The sequence below is a fragment of the Bacteroidales bacterium genome (genome assembly GCA_021648725.1).
Taxonomy (GTDB): domain Bacteria; phylum Bacteroidota; class Bacteroidia; order Bacteroidales; family JAADGE01; genus JAADGE01.
In genome coordinates, this window is record JAKISF010000011.1 from 68,062 (window position 1) to 87,052 (window position 18,991).

Here is an 18,991-nt window from a genome sequence, read left to right on the forward strand (position 1 = left end):
TAATATAAAACTTATATGAAAAAAACAGAACTGCTCCTGCCCGTCGGAAATACAGAAACATTTTATGCTGCTCTTGAAGGCGGAGCAGATGCCGTATTTTTGGGTTTGAAACACTTTAATGCCAGAGGTCGTGCGTTGAATTTTTCAAACCGACAAATTCCGGTATTAATTGATTTGGCTCATAAAAAGAACTGTAAGGTTTATATTACTTTAAACACCGTTATAAAAAACAATGAACTTCCTGAACTGATTGACGTTTTGGATTATCTTCAAAATATAAAACCTGATGCGGTTATTATTCAAGATTGGGGCATTTATCACATTATAAAAAAATATTTTCCCGGATTAACGGTTCATGCCAGTACGCAAATGGCAAACCATAACAGCATCGGTGCAAATTATTCTTACGAAAAACAATTTGAGCGTGTTATTCTTGCAAGAGAATTAACTTTGCAAGAAGCAGCAGATGTAAATAAAAAAACAAAAATCGAAACCGAAGTTTTTATTCACGGAGCCTTATGTTATTCATTTTCAGGAATGTGTAATTTTAGCTCTTATCTCGGAGGGCACGGAGCAAACAGAGGAATTTGTTCACAAGTTTGCCGAAGAACTTTTGATACAGGAAAAGATGCAAAATATTTTTACAGCCTAAAAGATAATCAGCAAATAGAAAATATACATAATTTAATTGATGTCGGAATTGATTCTTTGAAGATTGAAGGTCGAATGAAGTCATCAGATTATGTTTATAAAGTTGCACGAGCATATCGAAAGGTAATGGATGATAAAAAGAACCTGCCGCTTGCACAAGAAATGCTGAAAACTGAAACCGGCAGAAAAAAAACCGGTTACTTTCTTGCTAACGATTTAAGTGATGCGATTACTTATAAAAGTCCTAATACCGGTTTGTTTATGGGCACAATCAATAAATTGACCAAACAAGGTTTTGAGTTTGAAACAGATTTTGATTTGAACAATGATTTCAGAATACGAATAAAACATCCCGTAAGAGATGAGCAACAAAACCTGAAAGTTAAAGAGTTTACACAAACAGGAAAGAACGTTAATGTAGTTGCAGAAGGTAAATTTGTTGAAAAGAGCACTGTGTATTTGTCCGGTATTATTGAAAAGAAGTTTTCTTCCAAACTTCCGGAAGGAAAAGGGAATGTAAAATTTGGTGTTTCTTACGGAAAAAAGAAAAATATTGCAAAATCATTTGCCGCAACTCCTAAAAAGAAAAGTTTTACTTTATTTGTGCGAATAGATTCTTTGGCTTGGATGCGAAAAATACGTTTTGATGCCATTGATAACATCATTTTTTCATTCACACAAAAAGAGCTTGATACATTAGACCCTTCTGCAAATTTAATTCAAAAGTTTAAGCAAAAAATATGGATAGAATTTCCTCATTTTATTCCGGAAGGGAAAATTGAATATTACAAAAATATTGCTAAAAAATATAGTGAAAAAGGTTTGAGTAAATTCTTTTTAAGTCATATTTCACAAAAGTTATTGTTGCCGAAAAATGCAATATTTGCCGGCAACGAGAATATGTATGTCTACAACGATGCTGCAAGTGATTTTTATTATGAAGAAGGAGCAAAATTAATAAGCTACCCTGTTGAAAATGATGAAGAAAACATATTCTCATATCAAAATAAAAAAGGAATAATGCCGATATACTTTTATCCTCGTTTATTTATTTCTCGTATGCCGATTAAAATAAGGGAAGAAGAAAGTTTTAAAGATGATACCGGCAACATTTATAATAAATACGTTATTGACGGAATTACCTACACCGTTCCCGAAATACCCGTTTCATTTATGCAGTATGTTTCAAAACTCAAGCAACACGGATTTAAAAATTTCTTAATAGATTTAAGTTTTGAAAAACCTTCAAGCAACCGAATTAATACATTGATAAAACGTTATAAAGCATCGCAACAAATACAGCCTTCGGTTAATTTTAATTATAAAAGAAGCTTAAAATAGTTCATCTTTTCTTAATAAAGTAATTTTATTTTTGTATATTGTTCAGAAATAAAAACTAAAAATAAAAAATTATGGTATTAAAAGTTATCGAATTAATGGCAAGTTCAGAAAAGAGCTGGGAGGATGCAACAAGAAATGCAGTTGAAAAAGCAGGTAAGTCAGTGAACAATATAAAATCGGTCTGGGTAAAAGATCAAACTGTAACTGTTAAGGATGGGAAAGTAGCTGAATTCAGAGTTAATGTTAAAATTAGTTTTAGTGTAGAGTAGTGTTTACCCTTCTCACAAAAGCACCTTTAGGTTTTTCACTTAAAGGTGTTTTTTGTTGAAAAGGGCAGTAAACTTAAACAAATTTGTAAATAATTTTGACAGTTTTGATATTCAACCACCTGTTAAAAAAGACTGACTATCCGGGGTTTTGGCTGTTAAATTAATTTTACCGGAGAATAAAACTTAAAAAATGTTAAAAAATTAATAAAAAGTGGTAATTTTGCTTTAATAGTTATAACTAAAATGAAATTTAAAAAGCTCTCAATAATAATATTGTTTTTTTTGTCAGGTGCTTGCAAACAGCAGGAAAAAGTGCCGCCGGCAATTCCTCCTGTCGAGAGTATAAATTTTGATTTTTCATATTTTAAGCAAACAAATAAAGGTAATTTAAACTATACACTTGCTGTTGATAGAATTAATTCTTGGAAATTATATATTGAGGATTCAATAAATATCCACTATAATTCTCTTAGTGAGGCGTCATATAATGAATTTAAATACCAAAAAGACCAAACATGGTTAATGAACTATCTTTTCAATGTTGATAACGTAAGTTATAATGCTGCCTTTTTCGCAATAATTGAAGCAGATACTGTACTTTATAAAACATTCCTTTCTTTTGATACTGATACGATAATGTTTTTAGACGGTAAGTTCTACAATAATACAAAAGCAGGAAATTGGACTTTAAACATTCCCGTAACTAATGAAGAAGACAGTACTTTAACAGAAATTAAATTTTTAAGTGTAAATTGGTCTGTTGACTCTTTAAACAATAAGGAGATTAAATTTACTAACAACAAAGTCGGAACAGAAAACTTAAACTATATTTTATATAAAGACTCTGTTGATGCTCATTATAACTCATATCTGAATATTTATAATATCGGGCAAGATAATCATAGTATAATCGAATGGAACAAAACAACAAAAGCCGGCAGGATAAAAGATCCTTTACATTATAATAATGAAGATTGGCATTGCTGGGATGAAAAATATCAAGATATTGATTGCAATTAATTTCGTTAACCTAATGAACCTTAGTTATGAAACATCTTAAATTAATTTTTTTTATTTTTGCAACAGTAAGCTTTCAATCTTGCAAAAAAGATTATGAAAGACCTCCGGACATACCGCCGGTGTCATCGTTTATTGCAGATTTCTCGGATTTTGATAACAGTAAATATTTTAGCAACAAAACATCGGAGAACTGGACACATTCCGCCGCTAACGTAGGAACTTGGAACACTTTAATTACAATAGGACTTGCTGTTCCTGTTGCTTCTTATGTTGAAGCTGTAAATAATCATACCCCCGTTTATCAATCAAATAATACTTGGTTGTGGGAATATTCTTTTAGTGTGGGTGCAAATACTTTTACTGCAAAATTATACGGTACAATAAAGGACGAAACCGTTGATTGGGAAATGTATATTAGTAATGAAGGTGTTTATGTTGACTTTTTATGGTACACAGGAACAAGCAGAATAGACAGAACAGAAGTTGATTGGGTATTATATGACGATGCAAACAGTGCAACAGAGCTGCTTTCAATTGAATATAACAAAACTTCTGATAATACCGGAAACATAAAGTATATGAATATTGTTCCGAGCGGTGCTGAAAACGGAGGCTATATTAAATATGGAAATGACAGCAAAGCAGCTTTAAATTCATACTATTTAATATATAATAAAGGACAAGATAATTTAACCGAAATAGAATGGAGCCAAACTTCAAAAAACGGCAGAGTTAAAGATGTAAGTAAATTTGGAGATACTTTATGGCATTGCTGGGATGAAAACTTGCAAGACATTAATTGCAAATAAAATAATTTTTAATTAGAATAAAAGGCTGCTGTTTAACGGTAGCCTTTTGTAAGTAATTTAAGTTCGATATAAATAATAATTTTAACAGTTTGAAGAATCCGATAAAGTCAATTTATATATTAAATCGTTTTTACTTTGCAATAGGTGTACTTATCGTTCTTTTTATCTTCGGCAATTATTCTGCTTTTATTTTTGCTTCGGCAAAAGCATTATTACTGTTATTTGTTGCTCTTATTTTAATTGATGTTTTACTTCTTTATAACAGCTCTGAATTTAAAATAAAAGCCGAAAGAAAAACTCCGAAGAAGCTTTCGAACGGAGATAAAAATAAAATAACAATTTATCTGAAAAACAATTACAGGTTTTCGGTTAAAATCAGTATTATAGACGAAATTCCGCATCAATTTCAAAAAAGAAATTTTTTAATTAACAGAAGACTGGTTGCAAATCAAGAAAAAAACATTACATATATTTTAAGACCGGTAAAAAGAGGGAATTATATTTTCGGGAAATTAAATATTTATGTGTCAAGTGTAATCGGGTTAATTCAAAGACGCTTTACTTTTAACGAAGGGCAAGAAGTGCCGGTGTATCCGTCTTTTATTCAGCTGAGAAAATATGAATTATTAGCAATTTCAAACCGTTTAACGGAGGCAGGAATAAAAAAAATCAGAAAAATAAGTAATAATAATGAGTTTGATCAAATTAAAAATTATGTGAAGGGTGATGATTTCAGAACAATAAACTGGAAAGCAACAGCCAGAAAGTCCGGACTTATGGTTAATCAATATCAAGACGAAAAAGCTCAACGGATATACAGCATTATTGATATGGGCAGAACAATGAAAATGCCTTTTAATAAGATGTCTTTGCTTGATTATTCAATTAATGCAGCCTTAGTAATTTCAAATATTGCAATTTATAAGCACGATAAAGCAGGTTTGATTACTTTTTCAAAAGGAATTCACAGCATTTTGCCGGCAAACAGGAAAAACTCTCAAATGTTCAGGATTTCGGAATTACTTTATAAACAAAAAACAAATTATGCTGAATCTAATATTGAATTGCTTTACGCAACAATAAAAAGAAAATTAAGGCAAAGAAGTTTGCTCTTGATATATACAAATTTTGAAGGATTGGTATCTTTAGAAAGGCAATTACAATACTTTAAACAGCTTGCAAAAAGCCATTTAGTTGTATGTATCTTTTTTGAAAATTCAGAACTGAAAGAAATAACAGAAAACAGGCCCAAAGATACCGAAGATGTTTATATTAAAACAATTGCCGAAAAATTTGCATACGAAAAGCGGTTAATAGTAAAAGAGCTGAAAAAACACGGTGTTCACTCTATTTTAACTGAACCGAAAAATCTGACGGTTAACACAATAAACAAATACTTGGAATTTAAGGCATTAGGAATGATTTAAGAATAGTTGTTCCGGAGTTTTTAGTGTGTTTGTTAATGCCGTTTTACCTCGGAACCTCAACACTTTCAACAATTTCCTTAATTATTTTCTCAACAGATACTCCTTCCATTTCCTTTTCGGGGCTCAGTAATAATCTGTGTCTTAATACCGGATATGCAACAGATTTAACATCATCCGGAATAACAAAATCTCTGCCGCTGATTGCCGCTGCAGCTTTACTTGCAACCATTATATTTATAGATGCTCTCGGAGAGGCTCCGAGAAATAAAGCATTATTATTTCTTGTTTTTGATATAATTTGAACAATATATTTCATTAAATTTTCATCAATATAAAGTTCTTTTACTTGACATCTAAATTTTATAATTTCTTCTTTTGAAATAAACGGCTCAATTTCAGAAACTTCATCTGCACCTTTTCTTTGATGCTTATTTTTTAATATCGTATATTCATCATTAATACCGGGATAGCCAACTTTAATTTTAAAAAGAAAACGATCTGATTGTGCTTCCGGCAAACGATATGTACCTTCCTGGTCAACAGGGTTTTGGGTAGCGAAAATAACAAATGGCTCTTCCATTTTGTATGTGTTTCCGTCAACGGTTACCTGCTTTTCTTCCATTACCTCAAAAAGAGCAGCTTGGGTTTTTGCCGGCGAACGATTTATTTCATCTATCAAAATTATATTTCCGAAAATTGGGCCTTTATTAAATTCAAAGGATGAGGTTTTCATATTAAAAACTGAGGTTCCCGTAATGTCTGACGGCATTAAATCCGGAGTAAATTGGATTCTTGAAAATTCAGCAGAAATACTTTTTGCAAATAATTTTGCCGTTAATGTTTTTGCAACACCCGGAACTCCCTCAATCAAAATATGTCCGTCGGAAAGTAAGGCAATCATTATTTGCTCAATCATTTCTTCTTGCCCGATTATAATACTTCCTATTTTTTTCTTTATTTTATTAACGGTTTCTTTTAAAGATTCAAGGTTTGTGCGGGTGTTAAATTCTTGATTTTCCATGGTTTATTTTTCTTTTTTTTCATTTTTCTTTTTCCTCTTTTCTTCCCCTTTCTTCTTTTTATCTTCAATTTTTTTTAATCTTATTTCTTCTTTTTTTTCTGATTTTTGTTTGTTTTTTAAATCCCTTAATGCCTGTGCTTTTTTTATTTTTTCTTTTTTAGCTATTTGTCGTTCATAGTTTTTAGTTTCTTCGTCATAATTTTTTGTCCATTTTATTTTTACAAATTCTCTTTGTATTTCTTGGAAACCACCATCTTCATCTTTTTCGGCATAAATAAAAACCATATTCAAATCAAATTGAACATCTTTAATATTTTTAAAGTTTTTGTGCTCCGGTGAGTAAATTTTTTCAATATTTCGATAAGCCAAAAATCTTCCGGCATCGGTTTTTTGAATTTCTTCGGCATCAGTTTTCCCTTTTTCCCAAATTGTTGCTTTTTCGTTATATAAGTTTATTGTCCCTTTGTTTCTGAAAAAGGTTTCCAAATTGTTTGTTTCGGAAAAAGCAGGGATAAAAAACATCAGCTTTCCTACTTTGGCTTGGTTATATGTGTTTGATTTATACGAAGCATTTACAAACAAGTCAAGCGGTTGGGTGTATTCAACAAATATTGTAAACGGTTGCTTTTTCAGTTCAATTTTTGCATTTTCAATATTGATTCTTTTGTTGTTTTGCTTGAAATACACATAAAACGAGTTTGTTTGTGCATTACTTTGCTGAAAAGTTATCATTCCTGTTAACAGGATTGTAATTATAGGCTTAATCAGTTTATTTACATTCATCATAAAAGTCTTCTATGCAGTTATTAAAAAAATTTAATTGTTCTTGTGAAATTTTCTCAAGTTTATTAATTTTTGCGTAAGCCAACAAAACTTTTTTTGTTAGGCCTTCATTAACGCCGGTTTTTTCTGATATATATGAATATTTATTTTCATCTTCTTGCTCCGGTTTAATATTATACTTGGAAAAAAGAAAATATTTAAAGTAGTGATATTTTTTCAAAGCAATATCTTTGTGGTTTTTAGAATTATAATAAACTCGCCCGATTGTTTCAACAAATTCAACAGTTCTGTTTTTAAACGGTTTAATAACCGGTATTATTCTTTGCCTTCGTTTTATTGTGAATAAAACAAAAATAACAGTTGTAATGAGAAGCAAGATATATGCTGCTCTAAAACGGCTATTATCAAAAATTACGCTGAGTTCGGTTTTATTTAATTTACGAAAAGGTTTGTAATACTCATCCCAAACAATGTCTTTATCGGGCAAATATGAAAAACATTTGAAAGCATATTCGTAATTTTTTTCTGTTATTAATGCGTAATTTGTAAATGCCTCGGGTGTTGTATTTATAAAAAGAGTTCCTTTTCCGAAATTTTGCTTAATAAATGTCGGGCGGTCTTTTTTTGAAAATGCCAAAACGTTAATGTTTGTTGTGTCAAAACTATTAAAAAAGTAATTTGCTGCAGTTTTTTGAAAAAAGTAAGGTTTTTTCCTTTTTAACTTTTTGTTATAGAAATTTAAGTTTGATGTTGTGTCAAAAAATGTAGAGTTATCTGTTGAAAAGCCTAATGTGTCAGAAAAAGCATTTGAAAAGTAATGTGCCGAAATAAAAACTGTGCTGCCTTTTTCAAGAAAGTTGAAAATTGTTTCGGTTTCAAGTTTGTCTGCATTAAAATTATCCGAAATATAAATAAATGTTTTGGGTTTTTTATTGTTTTTGTTGTATTCGTAGGCCGTTCTTTTATTTACGGTAATCTTTTGATTCGGGAAAAGTGCTTTTAAATTATTAAACAAAATATAAGTTCCGTATGGTTCTTTTTTTGCTGACTCGAGAAAGAAACTCCAATCTATAGGTTTTGGTTTTGTTAACTCAACAATAATCGTAATTAACAAAATTACGGCAATAGCAGAGTAATATTTAATGTCTTTTTTATTCATTAAAAATCGGCAAATATTTTTTTGTAGTTTTTTAAATATTTATTGTATTTTATTTTGTTAATTTCAAATTCTCCGTACCACACATATTCATATACTAACGTAAGATGTTTAAATGCAGAAAAGTATTTTGTTTTTTTAAGTTCATTTTTATAATCTTTATTTGTTTTATTTATTTCCCATTCGATTAATTCATTATTTGCTAATATTTTTAGAAATTTTATATACAAGTATCGAATAGCTGTTCTGTAATTTTCTTGGTTTTCAGCATCTTCGATTAGCTTATCGAAATCAGTATTGTAAATATCTTCGTCAAATATCTCAAATTCAGAGCTTGCTATATTTTTGCTTTTCAGAATTAAACCTTGGTAGTTAATTCCGAGAAGTTTTGTTATTGCAATAATCAAGATTATAATAAGAACGGCATAAAATGTATAAGAAACGGGTTTTCCGCCGCGTTCTAAAAATTGAAAAAGTTTACTCACTTTCCGCCAAAATTTTTGCCAAATGCTTTCTGTTTCAACAGGTGCTTCGTTATCATAATTGTAATAATCATCGTTTAAAAAATCATTAATGCTTTCAGATGTTCTTATTTTAATGTTTGAATTAAGGTCATAGTTAACCTTTTCTTCTGCTTGTGAAAAAACAATAAGATTAAGAAAAATGAAAATATGTAAGAAGAATAACCTTTTCAAAATTGTTTAATTATTTTCTGTTAAGTCGGAATTAATCTGACTTATTTTTTCAAGTAAATCAGGATTTTCTTTTTCGGAAACAAAAGAAGCATAAAGATATGCCGGTAATATCGTAAATATTGCAGACAAAGCAACAGAAATAAGCGAAGTTAACAGTGCGGCAATAATACTTGCAACTGTTCCGGCAGATACCATTAAAGCTATTTTTTCAATAATTATTGCAACCAATAAGTTTGAAACTCCGAGAATTAATGCAAAAACAATTACAATTCCGAATATAAACCATCTTTTTTTCTTTATAACAAACAGTGTTCGAGAAAATGCTTCAAAAACATTTTTCTTTTCAAAAACAATTATAAATGTTAACAGGTATGTTGATACCATTACATAGCTTATCCAAATAATTATAAGCAAAAGAGACAGGCTTATACTTCCGGATAATGCAATAATAAATGAACCGATAAAAATTGCCGTGAAAATAAGAATTTGGCCTAATGTTACATTAAAGATACTTGCTGAAACAATTTTCCAAATTTCCGATAATTCAATGTTATTTTTTTCTTTGTTAATTCTCAGTTTGATATATGCACTTACTGTTGTTACCAGTAAAATGTTTTGGAAAATGCCGATTAACAGTAAATAAAAATATTGAAAGGGAAAGCCGGAATAGTCTTGTGTTTTAATAAAGTTTTCTGTCCATAATTCAAGGGAAGCTTGATGTTTAAAAGCCAAGTATGTATTTATTGCTATAAAAGGACCGATGAAAACAAGTAAAACTTTTACTAAGACTTTAAAGTCCTTAATAAAAAAATTAAATGTGTCGCTCATTACCTCTCCGAAGTCTCTGTTTTTAATAAAATTTGCCATTGTATTGCTGTTAGTTTTTTAATATTTTGGTTTAAACCTGTCATTTTCATCATCTTCCTCAAATCTGTTCTTTTTTTGACTGTTATCTATTAACTTACTCCATTCGTCTTCTGTTTTTGGCTCGTCTTCTTCTTTATTTATTTCTTCATCTTTTTTGTTCTGTTCCTCTTGTTCATTCGAGATATTGTTTTCATTTACTTCAAATATATTACCTTTTGTTTCCGAATCCCCATCATTTATTGCCGAAATTCTTTCCGATAAGTTTACACCCTCTTTTCGTGCAAGCAGATTAAAATATTGAAAACTGAATAAAGTATTCATTGCCGCAATTAACATTATGTAAACGAAAAAGATAATAACTGCAAACAAAATAATCATTACAACCATTCCCCCTCCGGAAGTTAAACCTGCAAGCGGCGTAATTACCCCTACAAGTACCAAAGGTATCATTGCTGCATACATTGTAAAATATATGATAATAAAAAACAAGATATATAAACCGAATGAAAACCACCATTTCCCCTTAATTAACTTAAAACTTCTTGAAAACGCAGTTCTGATTCCGACTTTTTCATGTGCAATAATAAACGGAAACAATGATAAATTTACGGACAAATAAGACATACCGACAAAATATAAAAGTATGCCTATTACCGGAATCAAAGCCAGCAGGAACATTGCTAAAACAGATAAAACACCGAAAATAACAGAGGCTCCGAGAATTTTAAAGATTACGGGAAATAATTCGTCTCCGACATCTTTTATTGTAAAATTTCCTTTTCCGTGTTTTTCATAAACTGATATATAATTATAAGTAACAGCAATAATTGTATGAATTGCCAATATAAAAATAAGCCAGACAAGTATAAAAGCAAGGGTTATCTGATTTTGAGAATACATTCCTCCTTGCAAAGGAAAATCATTGAAGGCATCTTTTAGAAATATAACGCCCAGTAAAATTGCAAATGCAAATAAAGGTCCGGCATATTTCAAAACCGAAAGAATAATTCCTTTAAATTCTTGAAAAATAAATGCAAAAGGAATTCCTATCATATCTCCGAAAGTTCTTTCTTCTAACGGAATAACAATCTTTTTTTGTTTTGTTTGTGTACCCATAGTCTTTTATTTTAACAGTTCCAGGTTGTTTAATTTATTTTTTATTCGTTGAGGGTATATAAAAAAGTAGTATATAATCAGTATAAACGAACAGGCAATAATTCCTATCCTGATAATATTGTTCCATTCTGTATGTCGTGTAACAAAGCCTTCAAGAAATGCTGCAATTATTATAAAAGGAATTAATGCGACAACGATTATTGCACTGCTTTTTGCACCTCTTAAAAAAGATTGTTTCACAGAATAAGTTCTCGGGAATAATATGCTGTTTCCGAGCATGATACCGGCACCTCCGGAAACAATCAATGTGAAAATTTCTATTGTTCCGTGAATCCATACGGTTATAAGGGATTCTTCCAAAACATTGTATTGATAAAAAATATAATGAAATGTACCAATCATTATACCGTGTTTAAAAATATAAAAAACAGAGCCGGCAGATAAAAGTAAGCCCAATAAATAAACTATTATCATAACTTTTATATTATTATATGCAATAAAAACAAACATTGACATACGCCCCGCATCTTTATAAACCCCCATAGGATCTCCTTTTTCTATGTTATCTATTGTCATATTAACATAATAATCTCCCAAAATCAGTCGAGAATATTCTCCGTCATTTGCAGAAGAAACCACCCCGATTAATACTGTCACAAGAAAAATTATTAACGAATAAAAAATATATCTCCTCGATATTAAAAAGTGCTTTGGAAGTTCATACTTCCAAAAAAAAGCAAACCTTCCCTGTTTCTCTTTTTTATTTTTATAAATTTTATGATGTGTTTCAGATGCAAGAGAGTTCAGGTATGCCTCTGTTTCACTTCCGGGAAAATATGTTTGGGCATAAGATAAATCGTCTGTTATTTTTATAAAAAGCTCTGCTTGTAAATCGGGGTTGCTATATCCGCTTGAATTAATTATTTTTTCAAATTCTTTCCACCGAGACGCATTTTTATTTAAAAAAACGATTTCTTTCACCTGCTTAATTTTTTATATTTTACAAATCTAATAAAATCGCTTAATTTTTTTGTTATTTTTGCATACCTTAATTTTATTTTCCTTGAATATGCAAAAATTGAATGTTGAAACAGGACAAAATGTAGTTATAAGAAAAGATTTGGCAAATGTTGGCGAACGCATTGCTGCACAGCTCATTGATTATGTAATTATGGTCACATACTATTTAATTCTTTTGTTAATTTCAAATTTATTTTCAAATTACTCTAATCAAAATGTTTTTGTAATAATATTTCTTATTCCGGTTTTCTTTTACGCTCTTTTATCCGAAATATTTATGCAGGGACAAAGTTTGGGAAAAAAGGCGTTAAAAATAAAAGTTGTAAAAGTGTCGGGAGCTCAACCTACAATAGGAAATTATATTATCAGATGGCTGTTTAAAGTTATTGAGGGTAATTTTGCAATTCTTTTCGGTTCACCGGCAATAATAACAATTGCTGCAAACGGCAAAGGTCAAAGATTAGGAGATTTGGTTGCTAAAACATCGGTTGTAAGCCTAAAGCGAAAAGATTCTTTGGAAGATACTGTTTTTGTTGAACTCCCGGAAAAATATAAACTGATTTACCCTGAAGTCGAAAAGCTTGAGCTTTCAGACATTAAGACAATTAAAGATGTTACCAAACATTATAAGAAAAACATAACAAATGCTGCTGCTGTTTCTATGCTTAAAGATACTGTATTTGCTGTTAAACGAAAAACAGGTATTGTTTCTGCGGAAGTTCCGTTAATATTTTTGCAAAATATACTTTCCGATTATAACTATTTACATAAACCCGGAAAATAAATTAAATGTTTTGTAAGTGTCAATATTTCTGCTGACCTGAGTTCTTCGTTTTTTCTGTTCTTATTCCCCGTACATTTCAATTATTTCATCTTTTGCTTTTCCGAGAATATTAAATTCTTTTCCTATTTTGATAAAAGCATTAATTGCCTTATTCAAATGCTCTTTTGTATGTGCCGCTGAAAGTTGAATTCTAATTCTTGCTTGACCTTTTGCGACAACCGGATAATAAAATCCGATTACATAAATTCCCTCATTCAATAATTTTGCAGCAAAATCTTGAGATAATTTAGCATTAAACAACATTAGTGCAACTATAGCAGAATCTGAGGGTTTAATAATAAATCCGGCATCTTCCATCTTTTTTCTGAAATACTCGGAATTGCTCATTAATGTATCGCGAAGTTCTGTTGATGTGCTTAATAAGTCGAATACTTGAATTGCTGCTCCTGTAATAACCGGAGCTAAGGAGTTTGAGAACAAATAAGGTCGTGAGCGTTGCCTTAATATCTCAATAATTTCTTTTTTGCCGGTTGTAAATCCTCCCATTGCACCTCCCAATGCTTTTCCGAGGGTGCTTGTAATTATATCTACCCTGTCAATTACATTATGATATTCATGTGTACCTTTTCCTGTTTTTCCGATAAATCCGGAAGCATGACTGTCGTCAACCATAACAAGAGCATCATATTTATCTGCTAAATCACAAATCACATTTAACTTTGCAATGTCTCCGTCCATTGAGAAAACACCGTCTGTTACAATGATTTTGTGTCGTTGTGCTTGCGACAATTTTAACTGTGTTTCTAAATCTTCCATATCGCTGTGCTTGTATCTATAGCGTGCAGCTTTACAGAGACGAACACCGTCAATAATCGAAGCATGATTTAATTCGTCTGAAATAATAGCATCCTCACCGGTAAATAACGGTTCAAACACTCCGCCGTTTGCATCAAATGCGGCAGCGTATAATATTGTGTCTTCTGTTCCGAAGAAACCGGCAATTTTTTGTTCAAGTTCTTTATGTATGTCTTGTGTTCCGCATATAAACCTAACGGATGACATTCCGTAGCCGTGTGTATCCAGTGTTTTTTTGGCTGCTTCTATTACTTTCGGATGTGAGGATAATCCCAAATAGTTATTCGCACAAAAGTTAATGACAGACTCTCCTGTTGTAAGTGATATATCTGCATCTTGCGGTGTTGTAATTATTCTTTCATTTTTATATAAACCTGCATTTTCAATTGCTTTCAGCTCATTTTTGAGATAACCTTTTAATTTTCCGTACATATCGTTTGTATTAATTTATTTAAGCCCAATTTTAAAGATTCAAAATTATTAAATTTACCCGAACTTTTTTGATTTAAGATTGTTTTATATAACATCTTAACAATAGCTATGAGTTTAATATTTCTAATGTTTGAGATGTAAAAAACGACACTTTACTTAAAGTGTCAGCAAAACAGCAGTTTTTGGCTTGCTATCGTTTAACAATTCCGTACAGGACGATGTTTAAAACACCTTCTGCTTTTTCTTCCGATAAAGTACTGTGGGGGTTCGGCAGTAAAGTTGATTCAATGCCTCTCATAGCCATTACTATTCCTACGGCAGCATTTTTTATGTCATAAATTTGAAAATAACCGGTATCTACACCGCTTTGTAAAATTTTTCTGAAAATACTGTATTCTTCTTTATCATACAGTTTTTTTAATTTATCTACAAATTTGATGTGTCTTAAATTTGGATCTCGTAAAGCATTATGAAAGTTTGAGAGAATTTTGTTCGTTTGCAACCTAATCAGAATATAAGATTTTAACTTTTCTTGGGGGTTGTTTGTTTTATTAATTGCAGATAAAACTTTGTTTCTGTAAATTATTGCTTCTGATAAAATAACTGATTTAAATATTTCCTCTTTGCTTTTAAAGTAATAGTATATTGAACTTTTTGCATTTCCGCTTGCATTTGCAATATCTATCATTGTTGTTTTTTTGTAAGCAGATTTTTTAAAAACGGAGCGAGCAGTTTCTATTATTTGTTCCCTTTTTATACGTTGCTTTACAGTTAATCCCATAGCTTTTGAAGAAACACATGAATATGCTGAATGTTTTTGCTCAAAAAAGCCGCCTTGAAAAAGGCGGCTTTTTTATTAAATAATATTATATTTCAATTCCCACAACTAATATGTCATCTACTTGTTTATAATTTCTACCGCTTTTGTCTTTAAATGACATCCAGTAGTCAAGGTATTTAACCAACTCCTCTTTTTGTGCGTCCATTGATTTTTTATTGTTTTTCAGCAATATTTCTTTAAATACATTTGAACGTATTTTTTTATCTTTTTCTCCTCCGAATTGGTCAACAAAACCATCTGAGAATATGTATAATAAATCTCCTTTTTGAATATCTACAACATTATTTGTAAAAGATTCTTTTTCTCTCAAATAAATTCCGATAGGCATTCTGTCCGGTTTAATGCGTATTATTTCATCATCTCTCAGTATATATAACGGATTATACGCACCTGCAAATTGTAATTGCATATTATCCATGTCAATAATACATAAGGCAAGGTCCATTCCGTCTTTTGCTTCGTTTTCTTTTCCTGTTTGTCTGAGTGAACGTTTAACATTTTCTCTTAGCCTGTTAAGGATATGATTTGCTTGTAATATTTCTTCTTTATTAACGATTTCGTTTAAGAATGAAATTCCGAGCATACTCATAAAAGCTCCGGGAACACCGTGTCCGGTACAATCTGCTGCAACAATAACTGTTTTGTTTCCTCTTTGTGTTGCCCAGTAAAAATCACCGCTTACAATATCTCGAGGTTTGAACAGTACAAAGTGATTCCCGAGTATATCTTGTAAATAATCATCAGGAGGTAAAACAGCTTCTTGAATCCTACTTGCATAGTGAATACTGTCCATTATATGTTTTTGTTGCTTTTCAATTTTTTCTTTAGATTTTTCAACCTGCTCTTTTTGTTCCTGGATTTCATCTCTTTGAGCCGTAATTTCTTCGTTTTGCATCCTGATTTCTGCGGTTCTTTCTTTTACGGTTTGTTCGAGCTTTTCATTTTCTCTTTTCAGCTTTTTTGTGTATAATTTTATTATTACAAATATTGCAAGGATTCCGAGAACAAAGAAAACAAAATACGCCCAAAGTGTTCTGTACCAGGGAGGTAAAATTGTGAAGCTGTATTGTGCAACACTACTTTCTGTATCATAAATATTTCTTGCTTTAACTTCAAATGTGTAATCACCTTCAAAAAGATTTGTATATCTTGTATCACTTTTTTTAGTCCATTTTGACCACTTTTCGGTTTCGCCCAATAGTCTGTAACTATATACTGTTTGGTCGTTTCTTTCAAAATATGCCGCAGCCCATTCAAAAGCAATTTTATTATATTTAAAACTTAAAACAGGTATAATTTCTTTTTGCTGGAAAGATGTTATTGCCGGAATATTATCTATACTTTCGGAATAATTGCCTAAAAATAAGATTGAGTCACTTCCGGTAGAAACTTTTGATATTAATGTATTAAACTCAACCGAGTAATTTTTTATTATTGTTTTATCAAACTTAAATAAACCCTTTTCGTTCCCGATCCACACATAGTTTCCGTCAGGATATATACACAAGCTTGATTTTTGAGGCAATATTTTTGAGAAAACAGAGTCTTTTTCTAATTTGTCCTTTCCGATAAACCGTATTAATTGATGGTTTGCATTATTTGTATTTGTTTCGTAAATTGACATCCAATAACCGTCAGTATCTTCCCGGAAATTAAAAACGCCTTTCGTTGTATCTGCAAATTGTTTTCCGAAATCAAATAAATGAACAGCAGTTGTGTCTGTTGCATCCAAAGTATATAACCCTGCTCCGGAAGCAATTAATAATTTACCATTATATTTTTGCAAAAAATAGTCTTGTCCTAATAAATGTAGGTTTCTTGTGGAATCAACAACTGTTATTGAGTTGTCAAAAAAATCATCAAGAATTATTACCCCGCTGTTTGCTCCTAATGCTAAAAAATTTTCATCCTCATAAATACTTTTTATTTGATAATGAATACTGTCATGCTTCCCTTCGTTTGTCCATGTTCCGTTTTCATATTTAATTAAATATAATCCTTCAATACTGCCGACATATAAATATTCGGGGTTTTTAGTGGATTGATATAATTTATATGCTTGTTGAAGTTCAACTATTTGATTTAAACCGGTAGGACTGACATCAAAAACACCTTGTGAACTTCCCATCAGTAATTTTTTTTCTCCGGTTTCGGGAACAATAAATTCTGTCATATCCCAACCCTCAGAAACATTATCGATTTTTACGAATTTTTCAACTGTTAAACTGTCTTGCAGATAATATATTGCATTAATTGTTGTCAAAAACAATTGACCGTTGTGCCTTATTGCGTCTGTAACAGAACCTCCCGGTAATCCGGTATATTCATTCCATTTTTTAAAAGGTCCTGTGTAGTCGGCACAATATATTCCGTCATCATCATTAAAAAACCAAAGTGGTGCATTATCTATTTCTTGGTTGCAAAATGTTGAATAAATATAGTGAGAAGTCAAGCCTCCTGTTTCTTCATTCAGGTGTTGAGTAATATTCCCTTTTTTATCAAAAACGATAATTCCGTTATTAAATGTTCCGAGAGCGTATGTTCCGTCATGAAGCATTTCACACGAGTATAAAGAACTTCCTGCAATTAGCTCATCGTTACTTGTAATAAAAGGGCTTATTGCATTTTTATTTTTTGATGTGTCGTACAGAAAAAAACCGGAACTTCGAGTAACAATTAATATGTTATTTTCATCATAAGGTAACATTCCGTATATTCTTGAATATGCAAATTGTTCTCCTCCGGGTATTAGTACTGCCTTGTCATCTTTTATAATTGAGAGACCTTTTTCCCACTCGCGAATGTATAATTTATTATTAACCGAAAAAGATAAGTGAAAAATTGTTTTGTCAGGTTCTATGTGTCGTATATGATTTAATAATTTTCCGTTTGCATCAATTTTTAAAGGTAAATCCATATAAAAAATTTTCTCAAAACTTTGAAAATAAACCCTGTTGTCTGCGATTAAAGTTTTCCAAACAGAAGAAAAGTCTTGAACGGTATTTTCCGGATAATACTCAATGAACAATGAATAAAAATTTATATTTCCTGACGAATCGGGTAATAGCACTCCGAAGTCGCTTTCAGAGCCGTAAAAAACAAGATTATTATCCGTAACGGCTAATGATTTAATTATTGTACTGTAAGGATTGTTATAACTTTTCCAAGTTTTTCCGTCGAAGGTTTTGAGTCCGTAGTTACAACCAAAGTACATAACACCTCTTTTATCTTGTGTTATTGCCCATACTTGTCCGGCATCTCCGTAATCTTTGTCTGTGTATTTTTCAATAAAAGGTAAGCCGTCTTTATTAATCTGAGAAAATGACATAATCGGCATAAGACCGACTATAATTATAAAAAGAAAAAACTTTTTCATATATTTTATTTTATTTAAGCTTAAAGGCTTAAAAGTGTTCCTTAAATACTTTACTTTAATACAATACAGACAGAAAATATCTGTTATAGTTGCATATACAACAAATGTCATGCAAATTATTCTATAAAAGTAAAAAAAAAATAAAAATTTAATGCTTCAACACATTTTTTTTTGATAATAACCTGAGTTCGATATAAGATTTGTTCACAGTTTCAAACAATTAGCTTCTAAACAAAACATTTTTTTGCAGTATTATCGGGATAATTCAAGAAAATTTGGTGAAGTTTAGGAGTTAATTATTTGAAATCTTTAAAAGAAAAAACAAAAGCACATCATCTTTGAACAGAAAACCTTTCATAATAACCCGTTATAATTTCTTGATTTTCAATTCAAATCTAACGTAGGGCTTGCTGATTTTCTCGGCCTTAAAAACAGCTTATTTCTGATTTTTTTATTTTATCATCACAAAAATACAAGTCAAAAATTTGGATTTGTGTTTTTGTAAAATTTAAAATCGAAAAATATAGC

16 protein-coding genes are annotated in these 18,991 nt (G+C 30.8%); 6 read left to right on the top strand and 10 right to left on the bottom strand.

Annotation, left to right across the window (positions count from 1 at the left end):
* The first annotated feature begins 15 nt into the window (after positions 1–15).
* From L3J35_06190 to L3J35_06210, 5 genes are all read left to right on the top strand, one after another.
* Positions 16–1,992 (top strand): U32 family peptidase, encoded by a 1,977-nt coding sequence (locus L3J35_06190; protein ID MCF6365777.1) that lies wholly within the window; start codon positions 16–18, stop codon positions 1,990–1,992.
* Between the two features lie 71 nt (positions 1,993–2,063).
* Positions 2,064–2,261, top strand: a complete 198-nt coding sequence (locus tag L3J35_06195) for a dodecin family protein (protein MCF6365778.1) — start codon at positions 2,064–2,066, stop codon at positions 2,259–2,261.
* Between the two features lie 243 nt (positions 2,262–2,504).
* Entirely contained in the window at positions 2,505–3,281 is a 777-nt protein-coding gene (locus L3J35_06200) for a hypothetical protein (protein MCF6365779.1), read from the top strand.
* A gap of 26 nt (positions 3,282–3,307) precedes the next feature.
* On the top strand, positions 3,308–4,090 hold the full coding sequence (locus tag L3J35_06205; protein MCF6365780.1) for a hypothetical protein: 783 nt from the start codon (positions 3,308–3,310) through the stop codon (positions 4,088–4,090).
* A gap of 89 nt (positions 4,091–4,179) precedes the next feature.
* Positions 4,180–5,517, top strand: coding sequence for a DUF58 domain-containing protein (locus tag L3J35_06210; GenBank protein ID MCF6365781.1), 1,338 nt, complete (start codon positions 4,180–4,182; stop codon positions 5,515–5,517).
* A gap of 43 nt (positions 5,518–5,560) precedes the next feature.
* On the opposite strand, the gene L3J35_06215 is transcribed toward L3J35_06210, so the two are convergent.
* Genes L3J35_06215 through L3J35_06245 form a run of 7 tightly spaced genes read right to left on the bottom strand, consistent with a single transcriptional unit; the run spans position 5,561 to position 12,136 of the window.
* Positions 5,561–6,538: a MoxR family ATPase gene (locus L3J35_06215; GenBank protein MCF6365782.1), complete on the bottom strand. Its 978-nt coding sequence runs from the start codon at positions 6,536–6,538 to the stop codon at positions 5,561–5,563.
* A 3-nt stretch (positions 6,539–6,541) separates the two neighbouring features.
* Complete coding sequence (locus tag L3J35_06220; GenBank protein ID MCF6365783.1) at positions 6,542–7,324, bottom strand: hypothetical protein; 783 nt, start codon at positions 7,322–7,324, stop codon at positions 6,542–6,544.
* Positions 7,308–8,480, bottom strand: a complete 1,173-nt coding sequence (locus tag L3J35_06225; GenBank protein MCF6365784.1) for a hypothetical protein — start codon at positions 8,478–8,480, stop codon at positions 7,308–7,310. Before L3J35_06225 ends, L3J35_06220 begins: the two co-directional genes overlap by 17 nt.
* Complete coding sequence (locus L3J35_06230; GenBank protein MCF6365785.1) at positions 8,480–9,172, bottom strand: hypothetical protein; 693 nt, start codon at positions 9,170–9,172, stop codon at positions 8,480–8,482. The genes L3J35_06225 and L3J35_06230 overlap by 1 nt, the downstream gene beginning before the upstream one ends.
* 6 nt (positions 9,173–9,178) lie before the next feature.
* Positions 9,179–10,039 carry a hypothetical protein gene (locus L3J35_06235; GenBank protein MCF6365786.1) on the bottom strand — a complete coding sequence of 287 codons (861 nt, stop codon included), beginning with the start codon at positions 10,037–10,039 and terminating at the stop codon, positions 9,179–9,181.
* Between the two features lie 18 nt (positions 10,040–10,057).
* Entirely contained in the window at positions 10,058–11,155 is a 1,098-nt protein-coding gene (locus L3J35_06240; protein ID MCF6365787.1) for an EI24 domain-containing protein, read from the bottom strand.
* 6 nt (positions 11,156–11,161) lie between these two features.
* Positions 11,162–12,136: a stage II sporulation protein M gene (locus L3J35_06245; protein ID MCF6365788.1), complete on the bottom strand. Its 975-nt coding sequence runs from the start codon at positions 12,134–12,136 to the stop codon at positions 11,162–11,164.
* An 88-nt stretch (positions 12,137–12,224) separates the two neighbouring features.
* Here L3J35_06245 and L3J35_06250 point away from each other — a divergent pair, with 88 nt between their 5' ends.
* A complete protein-coding gene (locus L3J35_06250; protein MCF6365789.1) occupies positions 12,225–12,959 on the top strand; it encodes an RDD family protein in 735 nt (244 codons plus the stop codon).
* Between the two features lie 60 nt (positions 12,960–13,019).
* Here the strand turns inward: L3J35_06250 and kbl are convergent, their stop codons facing one another.
* The 3 genes from kbl to L3J35_06265 all read right to left on the bottom strand — a co-directional run bounded on the left by kbl (position 13,020) and on the right by L3J35_06265 (position 18,463).
* Positions 13,020–14,246, bottom strand: coding sequence for a glycine C-acetyltransferase (gene kbl, locus L3J35_06255; protein MCF6365790.1), 1,227 nt, complete (start codon positions 14,244–14,246; stop codon positions 13,020–13,022).
* Between the two features lie 190 nt (positions 14,247–14,436).
* A complete protein-coding gene (locus L3J35_06260) occupies positions 14,437–15,027 on the bottom strand; it encodes a TetR/AcrR family transcriptional regulator (protein MCF6365791.1) in 591 nt (196 codons plus the stop codon).
* An 85-nt stretch (positions 15,028–15,112) separates the two neighbouring features.
* Positions 15,113–18,463, bottom strand: a complete 3,351-nt coding sequence (locus L3J35_06265; protein MCF6365792.1) for a SpoIIE family protein phosphatase — start codon at positions 18,461–18,463, stop codon at positions 15,113–15,115.
* Positions 18,464–18,991 lie beyond the last annotated feature (528 nt).